The sequence below is a fragment of the Mesorhizobium sp. M2A.F.Ca.ET.042.01.1.1 genome, assembly GCF_003997405.1.
Lineage (GTDB): Bacteria > Pseudomonadota > Alphaproteobacteria > Rhizobiales > Rhizobiaceae > Mesorhizobium.
Map to the genome: position 1 here is coordinate 1 of NZ_RZRX01000124.1, position 17,966 is coordinate 17,966.

General features: G+C 58.5%; 13 protein-coding genes and 3 pseudogenes. 5 read left to right on the top strand and 11 right to left on the bottom strand.

Annotated elements, in window-relative coordinates:
• Positions 1-84: 84 nt before the first annotated feature.
• The 4 genes and pseudogenes from EOA23_RS19320 to EOA23_RS37065 form a co-directional block, all read right to left on the bottom strand.
• A complete protein-coding gene (locus EOA23_RS19320; protein ID WP_127305318.1) occupies positions 85-1,263 on the bottom strand; it encodes a PfkB family carbohydrate kinase in 1,179 nt (392 codons plus the stop codon).
• A gap of 266 nt (positions 1,264-1,529) precedes the next feature.
• Positions 1,530-1,694: pseudogene (locus EOA23_RS19325) on the bottom strand (JAB domain-containing protein); the annotation flags it as partial.
• A 103-nt stretch (positions 1,695-1,797) separates the two neighbouring features.
• Positions 1,798-2,028, bottom strand: a complete 231-nt coding sequence (locus EOA23_RS19330; RefSeq protein WP_127305320.1) for a helix-turn-helix domain-containing protein — start codon at positions 2,026-2,028, stop codon at positions 1,798-1,800.
• A 221-nt stretch (positions 2,029-2,249) separates the two neighbouring features.
• Positions 2,250-2,330, bottom strand: a pseudogene (locus EOA23_RS37065) (conjugal transfer protein TraH); the annotation flags it as partial.
• A 55-nt stretch (positions 2,331-2,385) separates the two neighbouring features.
• On the opposite strand from EOA23_RS37065, the pseudogene EOA23_RS19340 reads away from it, so the two are divergent.
• The 4 genes and pseudogenes from EOA23_RS19340 to EOA23_RS19355 form a co-directional block, all read left to right on the top strand.
• Positions 2,386-2,904 (top strand): annotated as a pseudogene (locus EOA23_RS19340) (TrbI/VirB10 family protein); the annotation flags it as partial.
• 385 nt (positions 2,905-3,289) lie between these two features.
• On the top strand, positions 3,290-4,405 hold the full coding sequence (locus EOA23_RS19345; RefSeq protein ID WP_127305332.1) for an ABC transporter substrate-binding protein: 1,116 nt from the start codon (positions 3,290-3,292) through the stop codon (positions 4,403-4,405).
• Between the two features lie 274 nt (positions 4,406-4,679).
• The gene (locus tag EOA23_RS19350) at positions 4,680-6,113 is read left to right on the top strand and encodes an amidase (RefSeq protein WP_127305322.1); all 1,434 of its coding nucleotides are present in this window, start codon (positions 4,680-4,682) and stop codon (positions 6,111-6,113) included.
• A 106-nt stretch (positions 6,114-6,219) separates the two neighbouring features.
• The gene (locus EOA23_RS19355; RefSeq protein ID WP_127305323.1) at positions 6,220-8,103 is read left to right on the top strand and encodes a CocE/NonD family hydrolase; all 1,884 of its coding nucleotides are present in this window, start codon (positions 6,220-6,222) and stop codon (positions 8,101-8,103) included.
• 215 nt (positions 8,104-8,318) lie between these two features.
• Here the strand turns inward: EOA23_RS19355 and EOA23_RS19360 are convergent, their stop codons facing one another.
• The 7 genes from EOA23_RS19360 to EOA23_RS19390 form a co-directional block, all read right to left on the bottom strand.
• Positions 8,319-9,569, bottom strand: coding sequence for a D-amino acid dehydrogenase (locus EOA23_RS19360; protein ID WP_127305324.1), 1,251 nt, complete (start codon positions 9,567-9,569; stop codon positions 8,319-8,321).
• A 101-nt stretch (positions 9,570-9,670) separates the two neighbouring features.
• Complete coding sequence (gene folD, locus EOA23_RS19365; protein ID WP_127305325.1) at positions 9,671-10,576, bottom strand: bifunctional methylenetetrahydrofolate dehydrogenase/methenyltetrahydrofolate cyclohydrolase FolD; 906 nt, start codon at positions 10,574-10,576, stop codon at positions 9,671-9,673.
• 3 nt (positions 10,577-10,579) lie between these two features.
• On the bottom strand, positions 10,580-11,467 hold the full coding sequence (purU, locus tag EOA23_RS19370; protein WP_127305326.1) for a formyltetrahydrofolate deformylase: 888 nt from the start codon (positions 11,465-11,467) through the stop codon (positions 10,580-10,582).
• A gap of 64 nt (positions 11,468-11,531) precedes the next feature.
• Positions 11,532-12,065 carry a sarcosine oxidase subunit gamma family protein gene (locus tag EOA23_RS19375; protein ID WP_127305327.1) on the bottom strand — a complete coding sequence of 178 codons (534 nt, stop codon included), beginning with the start codon at positions 12,063-12,065 and terminating at the stop codon, positions 11,532-11,534.
• An 8-nt stretch (positions 12,066-12,073) separates the two neighbouring features.
• A complete protein-coding gene (locus EOA23_RS19380; RefSeq protein WP_127305328.1) occupies positions 12,074-15,043 on the bottom strand; it encodes a sarcosine oxidase subunit alpha family protein in 2,970 nt (989 codons plus the stop codon).
• The gene (locus EOA23_RS19385; RefSeq protein ID WP_127305329.1) at positions 15,040-15,312 is read right to left on the bottom strand and encodes a sarcosine oxidase subunit delta family protein; all 273 of its coding nucleotides are present in this window, start codon (positions 15,310-15,312) and stop codon (positions 15,040-15,042) included. Before EOA23_RS19385 ends, EOA23_RS19380 begins: the two co-directional genes overlap by 4 nt.
• 25 nt (positions 15,313-15,337) lie before the next feature.
• Positions 15,338-16,588, bottom strand: coding sequence for a sarcosine oxidase subunit beta family protein (locus EOA23_RS19390; RefSeq protein WP_127305330.1), 1,251 nt, complete (start codon positions 16,586-16,588; stop codon positions 15,338-15,340).
• 89 nt (positions 16,589-16,677) lie between these two features.
• Here EOA23_RS19390 and EOA23_RS19395 point away from each other — a divergent pair, with 89 nt between their 5' ends.
• Complete coding sequence (locus EOA23_RS19395) at positions 16,678-17,628, top strand: GlxA family transcriptional regulator (RefSeq protein WP_127305331.1); 951 nt, start codon at positions 16,678-16,680, stop codon at positions 17,626-17,628.
• Positions 17,629-17,966 lie beyond the last annotated feature (338 nt).

Here is a 17,966-nt window from a genome sequence, read left to right on the forward strand (position 1 = left end):
GACTTTCGTTTTCGCCATGACCCATGTTCTCCCGATATTGCCTGTTGGTTGCCTGCCGGCCAACTAGGCCGGTAAGCCATTGATCTAGCTGGCCATCACGTCGCTCGCCGCGGCGGTGGCCTTCAGTGTCGCGAAGTCGGCGATGTAGCCTTGCGCGCCCTCGACCGTCGTCGTCAGGCTGGCGCCGACCGCGGCGTAGCGGGCAGCGGTTTCCAGCGACGCGCCATGCAGCCAGAGGCTGAGGAAGATGCCGGCGAAGCTGTCACCGGCGCCGGTCGCGTCCACCCGGTTGACGGGCAGTGCCGGCACCTCGATCTGCGGTCCGCCGGCCGCCGGAAAGACCACCGCGCCGAACTCGCCGAGGGTGAGCACGACCGTGCCGCGCGGCTTGATGCGCGACAGCATGAGGCGAACCTCTTCGATCATGGTCGCCATGCGCGTGCGAAATCCGTAGATCTCCCTGATCATCACGTCGTTGATGAAGGTCAGATCGATCTGCCCGACCATCTGCGCGAAGATTTCAGGCGTGCGCGCGCTCCTGGGCAGGCCGGCAGAATGCAGGCTTACCTTCCAGCCAGCCTGGTGGAAGCGAGCTATGGATGCCGTCATCGTCTCGTAATGGAAGCCTTCGATGTGTAGGCAGGCAGGTCGCTTTTCGGGTTGGATGTCGAGGTTGGCGGTGAGGTCGACTTCGCCCAGCTCGAAAGGCTCGCTGATGATGGTGCGGCTGCCGTTGCGCTCGATGATGACGATCGCTTGCGAGAGCCGGTTGTTGGGGGTGCTGCGGATGGGCAAGGCGTGCACGCCCAGCTTGGAAAGCTCTCCCAGCGCCCAGTCGCTCTCAGCGTCCTCGCCGACCGCCGTCGCCAGCTCCACGTCAAGCGCATAAGGCGCTCCGACGCCGGCCGCGGCAACCGCGAGATTGGCGGCGGGGCCGCCGAGCGCCTTGTCGATATGGCTGGCCGTGATCCGGTCATCGCGATGCGGCAGCACCTCGACGCGGCAGAGGAAGTCGACGCTCACTCGCCCGGCGACCAGGAGCCTTGGGAGATGGTCGAGATTTTTCGGCCGCTGTGGGGCCCGGCCGGGCAGGGAGCGCGCAAAGGAGCTCGGCCGGTACATCAAGGCGGCGATCGCCTTCTCGATGCGCTCTCGCGTGCCTTCCTTGAGGCCGGCCGTGCCATTGATGAAGTTCGAGACCGTGCCGATGGAAACACCGGCGGCTCGTGCGACATCCGCAATGGTCGGGCGTTTGCGTTGCAAAGGCGTGATCCAATTGAAACGTTTCAACGCTAGCAGCGGATATGCGGAGCCTCAACGGAATTATCTTCTAAAGAAGCTGCCACGCTCTTCCCTGGATGGAAGATTGATCCACGCCGGGATCGTCGTAGGGATCATTCGTTGCGCACTTGAACGATTTTCAAATCCAGCCTTTTTGTGCGCTGTCCCGCAGGCCGCGCCAGTCATTGGCAGGCGCATGGTCCGATCTGCGGTAGCCGGCCAAGCCCGTGGCAATCTCCGGCAGCCGATCAGATCAGCAGCAGTCCTTTCATCGAGGCGTTGCCCTTGCGGCCGATGATGATGTGGTCGTGGACGGCGATGCCGAGGGGCTTCGCCGTATCGATGATCTGCTTGGTCATCTCGATGTCGGCGCGGGACGGCGTCGGGTCGCCCGAAGGGTGATTGTGGACCACGCTTCGTTTGCTTCTAAGAAGTTGATTTCTTTAAGGCAATGCCCGAGGAGGCGAGGGCTGGTGCCGGGTATTGGGGTATGTTGACAGCGCCCAATCGGGATCATCACGCTTGATCATCGTCTGTTTCGATGAGTCGCTTTGCCGCACGGCAAGCGACGGTATTCTTTTTATCCCAGACATCAAGCTCCTTGGCAGGATAGAGAACAGACTTGCCAACCTTTACAAAAGCGGGGCCAATTCTCATGGATCGCCAATTTCGAAGTGTACCAAGTGAAATCGTCCCACGATAACGCTCGGTAACTTCCTCTGGTGTGAAATATTTCTGATCGCTCATGTTGAATGGCCCTTGATAACGGTGTGACCCGATAACGAAAGCCCTAGTCACGATCATTAAGGAAGGCACTACGTTTCGTGGTAGGTGGAAGGGCTAGCCCCGGATACACATGGGCGGGTTTGTTTGGCTAATGACGTGGTGCAGTTATAGCGCTCACCAGCCAGCTCGTGAGGGGGGATTAGCTTTCGGGCTCATAACCTGAGGGCCGCAGGTTCAAATCAGGCCCTCGCGATGAACTCACCGATGATTGCTGGCTTCAAACCGGGATCGGCGCATTGATTGATTAGGGCGGCATCGACCATACCGGTTCTCCTCAGGCATGACGAGCGGCAAGTCGAAGAGGTTGGTCCATGCGGTCACAGCGCGACCGGATTTCGCCTGCTGAACCTGCATGGCACGAAACTCTTCGGACGCTACGACAGCAAGGTGTCGTTCGGCCAGAGCCGCGTGCTCGTCGTCTAGACCGATATCATCTTCCACAACGACTCGACGCTGCAGATCGTCGGCATGGTGGGTATGGATGCTGAGGGCTACGGTTGCTTCAAGGACAAAGTGAACAACCACTATCTGAGAACGTTTGGCTCCGCTGTGCGCATTGCGCTGATCGGAAGAGGTATCGACGCGTCTATGCCCGAAAGCTCGACGCTGGCCATACGGCTTTTCTGCCGCCGCGTGGCGAAATTTCGCGGAGACCTTCGGCCGGGTAGGGACCAAACGATCGGTCGAAACCTGAAGGTCCAGCCAACGCTGGCGATCCTTCCCGGCTACAAGTTCAACGTTCTCGTCGACCAGGACATAGTGTTTCCGGGCGTTTATCGAGATTTGGTAAAGCAAGAAGCCACTGGCCCAGCTCCATCCCGCCAGCACAATTCATAGGCGGTGATTGTCGGCTTGATAAAGCGATCCAAAACGCCTTTCAGCTGTCGCTACGACAAATTTGCATTGGCGCCGCTCGACCCGGTAGCTCCTAGCCGAGCGATGATCAATCGCTACTGATCCAGTTGACATCCGGCATTGCCATTGCGATAATGATAATGCCGTTGCATTATTTGCAACACAACGATCTGTGAAAGCAGGGTTCAGGCTGTTTGAGAAGCCTAATTGCGGCTTCCGTTGGCAGATTGGAGCCTTACGTGCGGCCCACTCGGTGCTGATTCAGGCGATGCCTAGAATCCACAAAAACGTAGCGGAGCCGCATTGCGTGATGTGCCGCGGCTGAAGAGACAGTGACGTTCGTGATGACAAAAAGGGGAACGATCTTATGAAATATCTCAACAACCTTAATGGGTTAACTCGGCGCGACGCGCTCAAAGGAATGGGTGCTGCAGCCGGAGGGGCGGTCCTAGCTCTTGGGACGCCAAGCATTCTGCGAGCCAAGGAGTCGCCGCTCGTCGTGGTCTCCGGCGGCGGTGTCTATGAGGAATCGATCAGAAAAGCAGTTATTGATCCCTTCCAAAGTGAAACAGGCATCCAGGTGACCTATGTGTCTCCCGCCGCCGAGGCAAAGCTTAAGGCTCAGGTCGAAACCGGCAACGTGCAATGGGATGTTGTGGAACTATCAAGGCCGGCTTTTCGACCGGATGCATCCAAATATCTCGAGGAGATCGACTATGGAGCATTCGACAAAGAGACGCTGGATAACCTTCTTCCAGAAGCGAAGACGAAATACGCCGTTGGTTCGTACGTCTTCAGCACGGTAATGTCGTTTTCAAACGTCGAATATCCGGCCGACAAGCCACGGCCGCACTCTTGGGCGGAGTTTTGGGACACCGCGAAGTTTCCGGGGCCGCGCTCGCTCAGATCCGCTGCGAATGGCGATCCAACCTCGATCGAATTTGCGTTGCTAGCGGCTGGAGTTCCGAAGGACAAGCTATACCCCATCGACTTCGATAAGGCGTTTGCGTCGCTCGATAAGCTCAAGCAGGACATCACGAAATTTTGGACCGATGGAGCGGACGTAAACCAGCTGTTGTCCGATCGTCACGTCGCGATGGCCTCCGCGTTCAACGGCAATATGGAACTTCTGAAGTCCCAGGGTGCGGCAGTTGATTATCAATGGGACGAAGGAGAGCTTAGCGCACTTCACTGGATCGTACCGAAAGGCACGAAAAACCGATCGGCGGCGATGCGATTTGTAGCCTATCAGGCATCCGCGCAAGCACAGGCCCGTCTCAACAATCTGATCTTTTATGGCCCATTCAATAGGGCCGCTTTCAAGTACATCGAACCCAAGGTCGCTACCAAGCTGCCAACCGCGCCCGAGAATATCGACAAACAGTTCTTCCGCGACATGGGCTTCTGGGGCGCTCAAACTTCCTCAGGGAAATCGAATACCGACGTCCTTGTGGAGCGCTGGATTAACTGGGCGGCAGGTTAAAGGTTGTCCCGCGAGGATCAGGGACTGTCCCCGCGAGGTTGGTTATCAAGTTGCCAGCTGCGCGGTTCGGTGAGAAGTCTGTCCTTCGTTAGTCTCTCGATCAGTCGCGATTATCGCGGCTGATCAAAATTCCATTTTGATGCCGGCAGGAGCCTGTGTTCTTCACAGATGACAGGCTCACTTCGAATGCTGAATATCCTCGCCAGGTATTCAGCAACCGACGGTTTGTGGAATCAAGAAACAGAAATGCGGCCCTCTCCAAGGTGGCGTTCAGATGGAACTAAGTGAATACGTTGACCATGACGCCACTTCGCTAGCGTCTCTTGTAAGTTCTGGGGATGCAACTCCTTCGCAGCTCGCTGGTCTGGCTCGCAAGGCATTCGAGGAAGTTAACGCCAACATCAATGCCGTCATCGAGTTTTATGAAGATGCGGAGACCGTGGCCGGAGCGGATACCGGCGTATTTCACGGTGTACCATTCCTCCGCAAGGATTTCGGCGCGGCCGAGGCCGGCCGGCTGCAAGAACAAGGCAGCCGTCTCTTCAAAGGTTACCGACCAGGTGCCGACAGCTGGTATTTTCGACGCGCGAGGGAAGCAGGACTCCGCACAGTCGGAAGGACAACAGTATCGGAGTTGGCCTCGTCAGGAATGAGCCAATCTGTTCTCAATGGCATTACTGGCAATCCGTGGAATCTAACGAGATCAGCAGGCGGATCTTCTTCGGGAGCTGCGGCTGCTGTTGCCGCAGGTATTACACCCATTGCGCATGCAAGCGATAGCGGTGGTTCAATTCGCATCCCAGCCTCTTGGTGCGGTCTAGTAGGGTTTAACCCTTCTCAAGGGCGCGTACCGGATGGCCCAAACGTCGAAGACGACCCGCTTCCCCTCAACCGAACGTTTGTTCTTTGCCGGACGGTGCGTGACATGGCCGCCGCATTGGACGTCTTCTCCGGGCCTCTTTTGAGCGATCCGTTCAAGCCAACGGGCTCGTATGTTGATGAACTATCTCGACCGACAGGTTCACTCCGAGTAGGAGTCGCCCGAACTAAATGGGGCGGCATAGATCTTGAGCCAGAAATTGTTGAAGCGGTCGACACAATTGCTTTAGTTCTGGAACAATTGGGGCACTCTATCAAAGAAATCAGCCGACCGTATGATCCCGTTGTAAGGACGAGGATATCTGTAGCGAACTGCGCCTTTGGTGCTCGATCACTTGAAGAGGCAGCCCGTCGTATGCGTCGGACCCTTGACCCAATTACTCTAGAACCAGTCAACCTCAAGCTCTACGAGTATGGCAGGGATTTGCCGACCCCTTCTATGGGCGATTTCCTAGACGATGTTCGGAAATTTCGGCTCGGCGTGGCCGAGGCAATCAACGAGTTCGATATTCTACTGACGCCTACGATGCCGATCGTGGCGCCACCGCACGGAACCATTCACTGCACGACGCATCCTGCGGTTTCCGCAAGTGAGTTCTTGGATGCTGGTTCTTCCTCAGCGATCTATGGGTACACGACGGTTTTCAATATCACCGGGCATCCATCAGTTTCGCTACCATTGGCTCACAGCACCGACGGTTTACCGATTGGCCTGCAAATAGTCTCTCGATTTGGCGACGAGGCAACATTGGTGCGTATCTCGCGCGACCTTGAAGAAGCATGCCCATGGCGCTCGCGGAAACCAAGCATACGTGCGGGGCGGACCTGAGAAATGATACCCGGCGATCTGTCGCCTCAGCACTAGCTGCGGAGCACACTGAAGCAATGGCAGATCACCTGACGGTGCTGCCTTTAAGAGGGAGGAAACGAAGCTGATGAAAGATGATACCACATTTAGCCGATTGAGCCGACGACAAGCGTTGAAAGGCTTCACTGCGGCAGCCGGGGGGGCGGCATTCGCGGTCTGCGCGCCGAGCGTCCCGCGTGCCCAAGAGGCGACATTGACTCGAAGTGTGAAACGGGGCGCCTCGGACGAGTTGTCAGATTCAATCTTCCAATTTGATGTCCGCGGCGAAGCTGCCGGAACATTCCAGGTTGGTCCGCTGGAATCGGTGTATGTGAAAATGGGCGACGGCGTGAAAATCGCCTTGGATATCGTTCGTCCAGCCGGGGACGCTCCCGACACCAAGCGCGGCACCATTCTGGTGATGACGCGTTACTGGCGCGGCCGAAAAGGAGATCAGTCAAACGGATTTGCTGATCGGTTTGTGCCGCATGGCTATGCCGTGGTGGTCGGAGACTGCCGTGGTACAGGCGCTTCATTCGGGGTGTCGCTCCATGAGCGTTCTGCCGCCCAGGTCAAGGACTTCGATGAAGTGTTGGATTGGATAGCCGGGCAGCCCTGGTCCACTGGCAGCGTTGTCGGCTACGGCCATTCTTCCCCCGGAAACATGGCGGAGTTTATGGCGATCCACAACAATCCGGCGCTGAAGGGCATTATGCCTGAGTCTGACGACTATAGCGGCTACCAAACCATCTTCCCGAACGGAGTTCCCAACACCGTCACTTGGCCGGCCTGGAGCCAAGGAATTTACGATCAGGACCACAATATCGGCGGCTCGGGTGTTCGTCCCTGTGGACCGAACGGCGAGGCGGACCTCGCCGCTGCCGTGAGCGCGCATACAGCTCCCCCCCTCTGGGACGGTTTGAAGCAAATAACCTACCTAGACGATCGGCCTACAACCTGGGGCGGAAACTCCATAGACGCAGGATACATTCAGGACTACGCCGACCTGGTCTCCCGCTCAGGCACCCCAGCGCAATACTGGTGCGGCTGGTTCGACGCCTGCACGCCGGAAGGAGCCGCCCGGCGCTTCGTAGAAATGAAAAATCCCATGAATGTGATCATCGGCCCGTGGCCCCATGGCTTCGACAAGCCCTATGATCCCCTGCGTCCCGACAATAAGGATGTTCCTCCGGCAACGCCAGCTCAGATGGCACAGGTCATTCGCTTCGCGGACTTGTGTCTTAATGGTAAGGCTGCCGGCCAAGAGGGGAAAATTCTCCATTACTACACTCTCGGAGAGGGTGTGTGGAAATCGACCCGATCATGGCCGCCTAAGGCCGCCCGCCGCCGCTGGTACATGGCAAGCGGCTTCAGCCTGAGTTCATCGCCTGACTCGACGGGCTCCGATTCGTTCCAGGTCGACCCTGATCTGGCTGACGTCACCTCCGATCGATGGAGCAGCAGCAGCAGGACAATAGTGGACTATGGAGATCGTCGAGAGTTCGATGCTGCTCGCCTCGCCTACACCAGTGAGCCGCTTAAGAGCGACGTTGAGATCACCGGACATCCCGTGGTCCACCTGAACATCACTTCCACCCGTGAGGACGGAAACTTCTTCGCCTATCTAGAAGCAGTAACGCCGGATGGCGTGTCATGCTATCTCACAGAAGGCCAATTGCGCGCTCTGCACCGTAAGGTTTGGACCGAATCCCCCTTTAGCGCGCTGGGACCGCAGCACAGTTGCCTGAGACGCGATGCGGAACCGCTCACACCGGGCGAGCCCGCTATCCTGGAGTTTGCCATGCAACCGATCTCTGCCCGGCTCCCAGCGGGTTACCGTCTGAGGGTATGTCTGGCCGGGAGTAACAAGACCAGGTTCGCCAATGTGCCGGCCGATGGCGTGCCCCCGCACCTCGATTTCCATCGCGGCCCCGCCGGTTGCTACATCGATTTACCGATAATTGAATCATAGTCACGCATACGCAGATTAGATCCTAGCTCGTACTTCTGCAGGCAACGGACTACCCCAATCGCTCAAGAAAAGATTTTGAGCGATTGGGGTGGACGAAAGCTGACAGTTCAACCTTCGAGCAAGTCCTGCGTCGGCTCCCGTGTTATCGCGAGGTAACAAAGGTTCACTGAGCACTTACAATCACTACATGCAATTGCAGGCTTCGAAATTGAGCATCATCTATAGCGGAAAATCGCAAGATCTTCTGCATCGATCTCAGGCTTGCGGCCGCTGACGAGATCGCTGATGACGCGTGCCGAGCCGGAGCTCATGGTCCATCCGAGCGTGCCGTGGCCGGTATTGAGGAACAATCCCTTGATCTTCGTCGGTCCGATGACCGGCGTGCCGTCCGGCGTCATCGGCCTCAGTCCCGACCAGAAGGAAGCCTTGGCAACATCGCCGCCGGGGAAGAGATCGGTAACGGAATGCTCGAGCGTCTGCCGCCGGGGAAGGCCGAGGTCATTGGTGTAGCCGGAGATTTCCGCCATGCCGCCGACGCGGATGCGATCGCCAAGCCGAGTGATCGCGATCTTGTAGGTCTCGTCCATCACGGTCGATTCCGGCGCTCGCGACGCATCTGTGATCGGGATCGTCAGCGAATAGCCCTTGACCGGATAGACGGAGAGGCTGATGCCGAGCGGCTTCAGCAGCAGTGGCGAATAGCTGCCGAGCGCGACGACGACCGCATCCGCATCCGCGCGCCCACGATCGGTCATGACGGCGCGTGCCTGGCCGCCCTGGACATCGAGCCCCTTGATCGTCGTGCCGTATTGGAACCGGACGCCCAGCTCAATCGCCTTTGCGGCAAGCGCATTGGTGAATTTGAAGCAGTCGCCTGTCTCGTCCTTCGGTGTCAGCAGACCGCCAACGATCTTGCCGCGGACATGCCGGAGGGCCGGTTCGACGCGAATACAGCCATCGGGATCGAGCACCTCATACGGAATGCCGTCGGCCGCAAGAGCCTTGACGTCCTTGGCGGATGCGTCGAGCTGCGCTTGCGTGCGGAAAAGCTGCAGCGTGCCCTGCATGCGTTCGTCATAGGCAATACCCGTCTCTTCGCGAAGCTGGGCGAGCGAAATGCGGCTATAATCGGCAAGGCGCAGCATCCGGCTCTTGTTGATCGCATAGCGTTCCGACGTGCAGTTCGACAGCATCTTGACGAGCCATGAGAGCATGGCGCCATCGACCTTCGGGCGCAGGATGAGGGGCGCATGGTGCATGAACAGCCACTTGATCGCCTTCATGGGAATGCCGGGCGCGGCCCAAGGCGAGCAATAGCCGAAGGAGACTTCGCCGGCATTGGCAAAACTCGTCTCCAGCGCCGGTCCCTGCTGCCGGTCGATGACCGTGACTTCATGGCCCGCCTTGGCAAGCTGATAGGCGGATGTTGTCCCGACGATGCCGGCACCCAGAACGACGACTTTCATACTACCTCGAGAAGGGTCATGCCCCAATTATCTTCAGCAAGAAGGGACTTCGGCTTATTTCTTTGCTTCCACGCCTCGGAAGGTAAATGCGCGGCTCGAACCTACACCTCAACCGCGACCCACTTTGCACCGGCTGCGCGGTATGCCGCTTTCACGGTGTTGGCCATCAGCATCGCAATTGTCATCGGGCCGACGCCGCCGGGGACCGGAGTAATGGCCTTGGCGACTTCGGCAACTTCATGAAGGGCGACGTCGCCGACAAGACGTGTCTTGTCCTGGCCCTTCTCTGGCGCCGGAATCCGATTGATGCCAACGTCGATGACAGTCGCGCCTCGTTTGACCCAGTCTGCCTTCACCATCTCGGGTCGGCCGACTGCTGCTACCAAAATGTCGGCATGGCGGCATACTTCTGGAAGATTAGCCGTGCGCGAATGCGCAACCGTGACCGTCGCGTTAGCGTGCAGCAAAAGCTGCGCCATCGGCTTTCCGAACAGGTTCGAGCGGCCAATGACCACAGCGTTTAGTCCGGAAAGATCCTTGCCATGAATGCGGCTGACGAGAAGCATCGCGCCAGCAGGCGTGCAGGAGACAAGGCCAGTTTCCAGGTCGCCCGTCGCAAGCTTTCCGGCGTTGACAACGTTAAGTCCATCGACGTCCTTCGCGGGCAGGATGGACTGGATGATCGGCTCGCTATCCAAATGCTTTGGCAAGGGTAGTTGGACCAATATGCCATGGATAGCCCGATCCCCATTCAGACGCATCACAAGAGCGGCAAGCTCATCTTGGGTTGTTTCGATTGGCAAAGTGTACTGGACGGAATTGAAGCCGCACTCTTTGGCCATGCGGCTTTTCGCGCCGACATATGTGTGACTTGCCGGATCGTCACCGACGATAATAACGGCAAGGCCAGTCTTGGTGTCATGTTGGGATTCAAGCGCTGCGCCGGCAATCTTGACTTCCTCGATTACGCAGGCGGCAACCCGTCTTCCGTCGATAATCTCCGCCATAGCTCAGCCCATCCTCTCGGAGGCAAAGCTACCAGGGCTCGCCGGGAAGACCACGGTGCGGTTGCCGTTGATGAACGTGCGGTGATGGATATGCGCATGGATTGCGCGTGCGAGCACCTGACTTTCCACATCACGTCCGATGGAGACGTAATCATCAGCGCTTTGTGCATGCGTGATGCGGGCAGTGTCCTGCTCGATGATGGGGCCCTCATCGAGATCAGCCGTGACATAATGAGCTGTTGCGCCAATCAACTTCACGCCACGCTCATAGGCCTGCTTATAGGGATTGGCCCCTTTGAAGCTTGGCAGGAAAGAATGGTGGATATTGATGATACGACCCGACATTTTTGCGCAGAGCTGATCTGAAAGCACCTGCATGTAGCGAGCCAGCACGATCAGTTCGGTGCCTGTCTGCTCGACCAACTCCATCAGTTGGGCTTCAGCTTTGGGTTTGTTTTCCTTCGTCACCTTGATGTGGTGGAAGGGAATGTCGTGATTGACCACGACTTTCTGGTAATCGAAATGGTTGGAGACCACGCCGACGATATCGATCGGTAAGGCGCCGATCGTCCAGCGGTAGAGCAGGTCGTTGAGGCAATGGCCGAAACGGGAGACCATCAGGAGCACTTTCATCCGTTCCTCGCTGTCATGGATATTCCACTCCATGGCAAATTTCTGAGCGAAGGGCTTAAAACCCTCGGCGAGCGCTGCTTTCTGGGTTCCCTCTTCGGAAATGAACGAGACACGCATGAAAAACATGCCGGTATCGAGGTCGTCGAACTGCGAACTGTCGACGATATTGCAGCCGCTTTCCGCTAGATAGGTCGAGATGGCTGCGACGATCCCTCGCGCCGACTTGCACGCAACAGTCAATACTAGGCTGTCCCTCATGGCTACTCCTGTCATTCTGGCGAGGCGACCGAACGGTTCAGCCTCGTTTTCGATAATGTTGAGATCAGCGGTATTCCGCGCTTAGATCAGCCAATTCGTCCCAAAGGCTTTCGGCAAATCCACGCAGCACCATCAGCTCGAACCGATCCTCGGACATGCGCGTAATCTGGGCGGAGATGTGACCGATCAATGTCGTGGTGGCATGCCCGACTGGGAACACTTCAAGGGCGAGATCCGCAGCTGTGCCCTTGGCCAGCACAGATGTCGCCTTTGGGCCGGCGATCGCTATCCGCACACGCCCGTGGCTCTGGTCGACGAGATCGGCAATGTGTTTCAGCTTCTGCGCCAGTTCGGCAAGCGCTGCCGGCGATAGTGGCTGGTCGCCGACAACAAACCACTGGCCGGGAGAGACGGCTCTGACTGCGAGCGCATCGTATCCGCCCGCGGCCCCGATGGCCTCAGCGGAAACGTGCTTTTCATTTGCGGACAGAGCATGCAGGACGTGACCTTCCGGCAGGGCATGAAGCGTCACTCCCGCGGAGTTGATAGGGGCTTTGCCGCCAAGCGCAGCGCGGTGTTCGATCGCAAATGCGGACATTGTGGGCCTCAGACTTTCAGCTTTTCGCTTGCCGGATCGACAAATGTAGGATTGCAAAGACGAGCAGTGGTGTACTCGTTGCGAATGCCGTTCCAGACCTGCACTTCCTCGCCGTGACGCGATGCGCCGCGCTTGACGAGCGCCAAGCCGATGGTCGATCCGACATGCGGCGAGTAGCAGCTTGAGCTGATGTAGCCCTGGTCGTTTTCCAGCGTTGCCGCCGCGCCCTTTTCGAGAATATGCGAGCCGCTGCGGAACGAGATGGCTGGATCGAGCGGCACAACGCCGACAAGCTGATGGCGGTTGGGGTCGTTGAGCCCCTCGCGCTGCAGCATGCGCTTGCCGATGAAATCAGCTTTCGTGGCCGACACCATGCGGCCGAAACCGAGATCGGTAGGCACGATCGTGCCATTGATCTCGTTATGCGTGACATGGCCCTTTTCGATACGCAGCACCGACAGCGTCTCAACACCATAGGCGCAGATGCCGTGTTCCTTGCCAGCTTCCATCAGGGCATCTGCCACAGATTCCCCGAAACCTGCTGGAACGGCCAGTTCGTAGGCAAGTTCACCGGAGAACGAAATCCGGAACAACCGTCCCGGCAGCCTGCCGCCGAACAGCGAAACCTCCTTGGCGGCAAGAAAAGGGAAGGCTTCGCTGGAAATGTCTTCGTCGACGATCTTCTGCAGGATGAGCCGAGCCTTCGGTCCGGCAACCGCCATCTGCGCCCACTGGTCGGTGACGGAAGCAAGCCGCACATCGAGTTCCGGCCACAGAGCCTGCGAGCAGAATTCGAGATGGTTCATGACGCCAGCCGCATAGGCTGTGGTGGTCGTCATGAAGAAGCGGTCTTCTTCAAGGCGGCTGGTGGTGCCGTCGTCATAGATGAAGCCGTCCTCGCGCAGCATGAGGCCGTACCGGGCCTTACCGACAGGCAGTTTCTTGAACGCGTTGCAATAGACGCGATCGAGGAATTCCGCTGCATCCTTGCCAGTAATCTCAATCTTACCAAGCATCGAAACATCGCAGAGCCCGGCATTGATACGAACATTCTTCACTTCACGGTCGACGCTTTCGCGCCAGCCGGTCTCGCCGGGCCTGGGAAACCAAGCGGAACGATACCAGAGACCGGTTTCGACGAAGGTCGCGCCATTCTTTGCCGCCCATTTGTGTAGCGGCGATTTGCGCACCGGCTGAAAATGCTTTCCATGCGACGTGCCTGCAAGCGCACCGAATGAGACCGGCGTATAGAAGGGACGGAACGTCGTCGTACCTACATCACCGGGAGAAACGCCACGCGCCTCTGCCAGAAGCCCGATGGCATTGAGGTTGGACAGCTTGCCCTGATCCGTGGCCATGCCGTTGGTCGTGTAGCGCTTGGCAAGCTCGACATGGCCGTAGCCTTCACGTACCGCGAGGCCGATATCCTTGCGATGGACGTCGTTCTGATAATCGATGAAGGCTTTGCCCTTCACACCGGGGATCTTCCAAAGCGGATTGCCGGCTGGAGCGACGATGTCGCCTTCAATTGTGCCGAAGGCCGCGGCTTCCGCCCTGAAGCCAAGGGAGCTAAGCAGAGCCGCTGCCTTGGCGGAACCAGCCTCGAGGCATGCAGCGATTCCGCCGGCCGTTGCGCTGGCGCCGGCCAATGAAAGGCCATTGCGGTCCTCGTCCGCCACGAAGGCGCCATCCGCGTCCGACCAACGCGACTTGCCGCCACGATGAAAGGCAAGATTGACGACCGGGCTGAAGCCACCGGAGACGGCGAGCGCATCGACCGCAAGCTTTTCTGTCCGGCCGTCCTTGAAAATCGTGATGGAGGAAAGCGCTTTCCCGCCGCCGGCATCGGAGACGAAGCCGCCGCGCACGATCCGTGCGGAGCCTGAATAGACGCCGACCGCCGCGCCCGAAGGTCGGCTGTCGATAATCGCCGCAAGCCGCACACCGGCCGTCTCGAGATCACGGGCCAGCGCATAACCACTGTCGTTCGTAGTGAAGATCGCCACCGATTTGCCAGGGGCCACGCCGTAGCGGTTGAGATAGGCGCGCATGGCGCTCGCCATCATCACGCCGGGAATGTCATTGCCGCCAAAAACCAGCGGCCGCTCCTCCGCGCCGGTGGCAAGAATGGCCTGCTTTGCCACGATACGCCACAGCCGTTCAACCGGCTCTTCAGCGCGTGGCTCGGCGATATGTTTCTGGACCCGCTCGACCGCGCCGAAGACATTGCCGTCATACCAGCCGAAGGCCGTCGTGCGCGGCATAAGCTGTACATTGGGCAGAGTTTCGAGCTCGGCCAGTGTTTGAGCGACGAAACTTGACGTGGCTCGGCCGCCGATCAAGGCGGTCTCGAACAGAAGACCGCCGCCGAACATCGAATTTTCGTCAACCAAAATAACACGCGCACCGGCACGACCGGCCGTCAGCGCCGCGGCCAGGCCGGAGGCGCCGCCGCCGATGATGAGCAGATCGCAATGCGCCCAGGATTTCTCATAGCGGTCGGGGTCAGTCTCGTAGCTCGCCTTGCCGAGCCCGGCCGCCTTTCGGATGAAAGGCTCATAGAGCTTTTCCCAAAGACCTGCCGGCCACATGAACGTCTTGTAATAGAAACCGGCCGACAGGAAGGGCGACAAAAGGCCGTTCAACGCGCCGATATCGAAGTCGAGCGAAGGCCAGCGGTTCTGGCTTCGCGCCACCAATCCCTGATAGAGCTCCTGCATGGTGGCGCGGGTATTGGGTTCGGTGCGCCCGCCTTGACCGATGGTCATCAGCGCATTGGGTTCGGAGGCGCCGGCCGATAGGACGCCGCGCGGCCGATGGTATTTGAACGAGCGGCCCATCAGCATCCGGCCGTTCGCCAGCAAGGCCGATGCGAGACTATCACCTTCGAGGCCGATCATACGTTTGCCGTCGAGGGTGAAGGACAATTGCTTGGAGCGGTCAACGAGACCGCCCTTTTCGAGACGGTAGGAGGTCATTCCGCAGCCTCCTTACGGATGGCGGCGTCCCGCACGCCTTCAATCTCATGGGTAATGGTATCGCGGTTCACCACCAGCCAGCGGCGGCATCCGGAGGTGTGATGCCAATATTCCTGATAGGCGCCACGCGGATTGTCACGTAGATAGACATAATCGAACCAGGTTTCCTGCGGTGCGTCGGCAGCAGGGCGGGCGAGAGCCGCGCCCTTGATCGTGAATTCTTCCTTGGGTCGTTGCCCGCAATGTGGGCAGGGGATGAGGCTTGCCATTTCGGTGTCCTTGCTTTCCCGGAAATCAATGAAGGTTCGGTTGGGCGCCCTGGCCCTTTTCGTCGACCAGATAGCCGCGCTCGAAGCGGTCGAGACGCATTTCGCGTGTCACGGCATGCGGCTCATTCCTGGCGATCAGGTGCGCAAAGCAGAAGCCGGAGGCCGGCGTCGCTTTGAAGCCGCCGTAACACCACCCTGCATTGAGGTAGAGGTTGTCGATGGCTGTTTTGTCGATGATCGGCGTGCCATCCATAGACATATCCATGATGCCGCCCCAGGCACGTAGAACCCGAACCCGCGAGAGCGAAGGGATCATCGCCTTTCCGGCCTCGATGACATGTTCGACGCATGCGAGATTGCCGCGTTGGGCATAGGAATTATAACCATCGATATCGCCGCCAAAGACGAGGCCACCTTTGTCGGACTGCGACACATAGAAGTGTCCTGCCCCGAAGGTGACGACGCAATCGATGAAGGGTTTTAGTCCCTCCGAGACGAAGGCTTGCAGCACATGGCTTTCGATCGGCAACTTCATGTCGACCATTGCTGCAACTTGCGAGGAATTACCCGCCACCGCGACGGCGAGTTTGCCGCAGCCGATAAAGCCCTTCGATGTCTCAACGCCTGTGATCTTGCCGTTCTCTCGGCGAATGCCGGTAACTTCGCATCCTTGAATGATGTCGACGCCGCGCATATCGGCGCCTCGCGCGTATCCCCAAGCGACGCCATCGTGGCGCACGGTTCCGCCGCGCCTCTGCAGAAGCCCGCCCTGAATGGGGAAGCGCGCATCGTCGAAATTCAGAAAGGGAAGCTTCTCTCGCACCTGGGCCCGGTCGAGCAGATCGGCATCGACGCCGTGAAGCCGCATCGCATTGCCGCGTCGCGTGTAGGCATCACGCTGTGCATCCGAATGGAAGAGATTCAAGACGCCGCGTTGGGAGACCATGGCGTTGAAATTGAAGTCCTGCTCCAGACCCTCCCAGAGCTTCATGGAAAGCTCGTAGAAAGGGTTGTTGCCCGGCAGCAGGTAGTTCGAGCGGATGATCGTCGTATTGCGGCCGACATTCCCGGAGCCGATATAGTTCTTCTCCAGAACGGCTACATTGCGGACGTCAAATTCCTTGGTGAGGTAATAGGCGGTCGCGAGCCCATGCCCCCCACCGCCGACGACAATAACGTCGTAGTGGGCCTTGGGCGGCGGGTCCCGCCAGGCCGGCTTCCAAGTCGCGTTGCCGCGGAGACCGTTGAGAAAGATGGAGAGGGCTGAATAGCGCATTTGTTGGGTTCCACGTCGTTCAGCCTTGTTTAGCCGAAATTATGCGCTAAGAATTTCACCAAAGAGACGGAAAAAGTCATCCAGCAGCCATGACCGAACAAACGAGCAGATTGACGCAATCGATTGGCTTCCTGCTGCTGCCGGGATTTGCGCTAATGTCCTATGCCTCGGCGACTGAGCCATTGCGGGCAGCGAATTTGCTCGCGGGTCAGCCTTTGTACGACGTGACGCCGCTTTCGCTCGATGGGAATCCAGTTTCGAGTTCATCGGGAGCAATCATTCCTTGCGAGCGTCTCGATCCGACGCCGCGACATATCGTCTTCATCTGTGCCGGCGGAAATCCGTCGGCTCTCGGCTCACCCGATCTCTATGCGATCCTGCGCCAACTCTCGCGAAACGGGGTCCGGCTTGGAGGGATTTCTGGTGGACCGTTCATTCTAGCTGCCGCTGGGCTGTTGAACGGGCGCGATTTCACGATCCACTGGGAGCATTCTGCCGCGCTGATCGAAGCGTTTCCCCATCTAAACCCCAGGCAGGCACGCTTCGTATTGGACGGAAATCGCATTACTTGCGGCGGCGGCGTGGCACCGCTGGATATGATGCACGCGCTGATTTCCGAGCGGATGGGAGCGGACTTCGCACGGCGCGTGAGCGATTGGTATCTGCACACCGCCGTTGCTGAGCCGGCAGCGCCGCAGCGCGCGTCTACCGCCGAACGGTTTCGCGTCAACCATCCGGTCCTTCTTAACGTCTTGGAAAAGATGGAAGCGGCGATCGAACAGCCCTTGGACCGGGGCCAGATGGCGATGTATGCCGGTGTCAGCCAGCGCCATCTGGATCGCCTCTTCGCCGGCTACCTCAATGCCGGATACTCGGAAGTCTATCGAAATTTCAGGCTCGCTCATGCGAAGCGATTATTGCAACAGAGTCCGCTGTCGATCTCCGAAATAGCGGTCGCGACAGGGTTTTCCAGCACGTCTCATTTTTCTCGAGCATATGCTGCTGTGTTCGGAAAGAGTCCCAAACAGGAGCGCCGATAATGGAGCGGCTCCCCTCATCAGTCGCGGCTTTATGACCCGATTGATGTCACGCCGCGTCAGCAAGATGCCCGAGTCTTTTGTGGGCTCTAATGCGAGAATGCGCCGTATCGTCGTTCCACGGCTGCATAGTCGTTGGTGCAGGTGAGGCAACGAGGTTGAGTATGATGGTGTCGTGAGACCAAGGCCCCACGAACGAGGTCGCAATCGGAGGCGCTCCGTGGCCGTCGTCGTATTGAGCGGTATTGTCAACCTCGGGATCGGCCGCAGCTGATGCAGTCTGCGGCCTCCCTGCGATTGCGGAGGATGGATACGAGCGCAACGTTCACATCCAGATATCG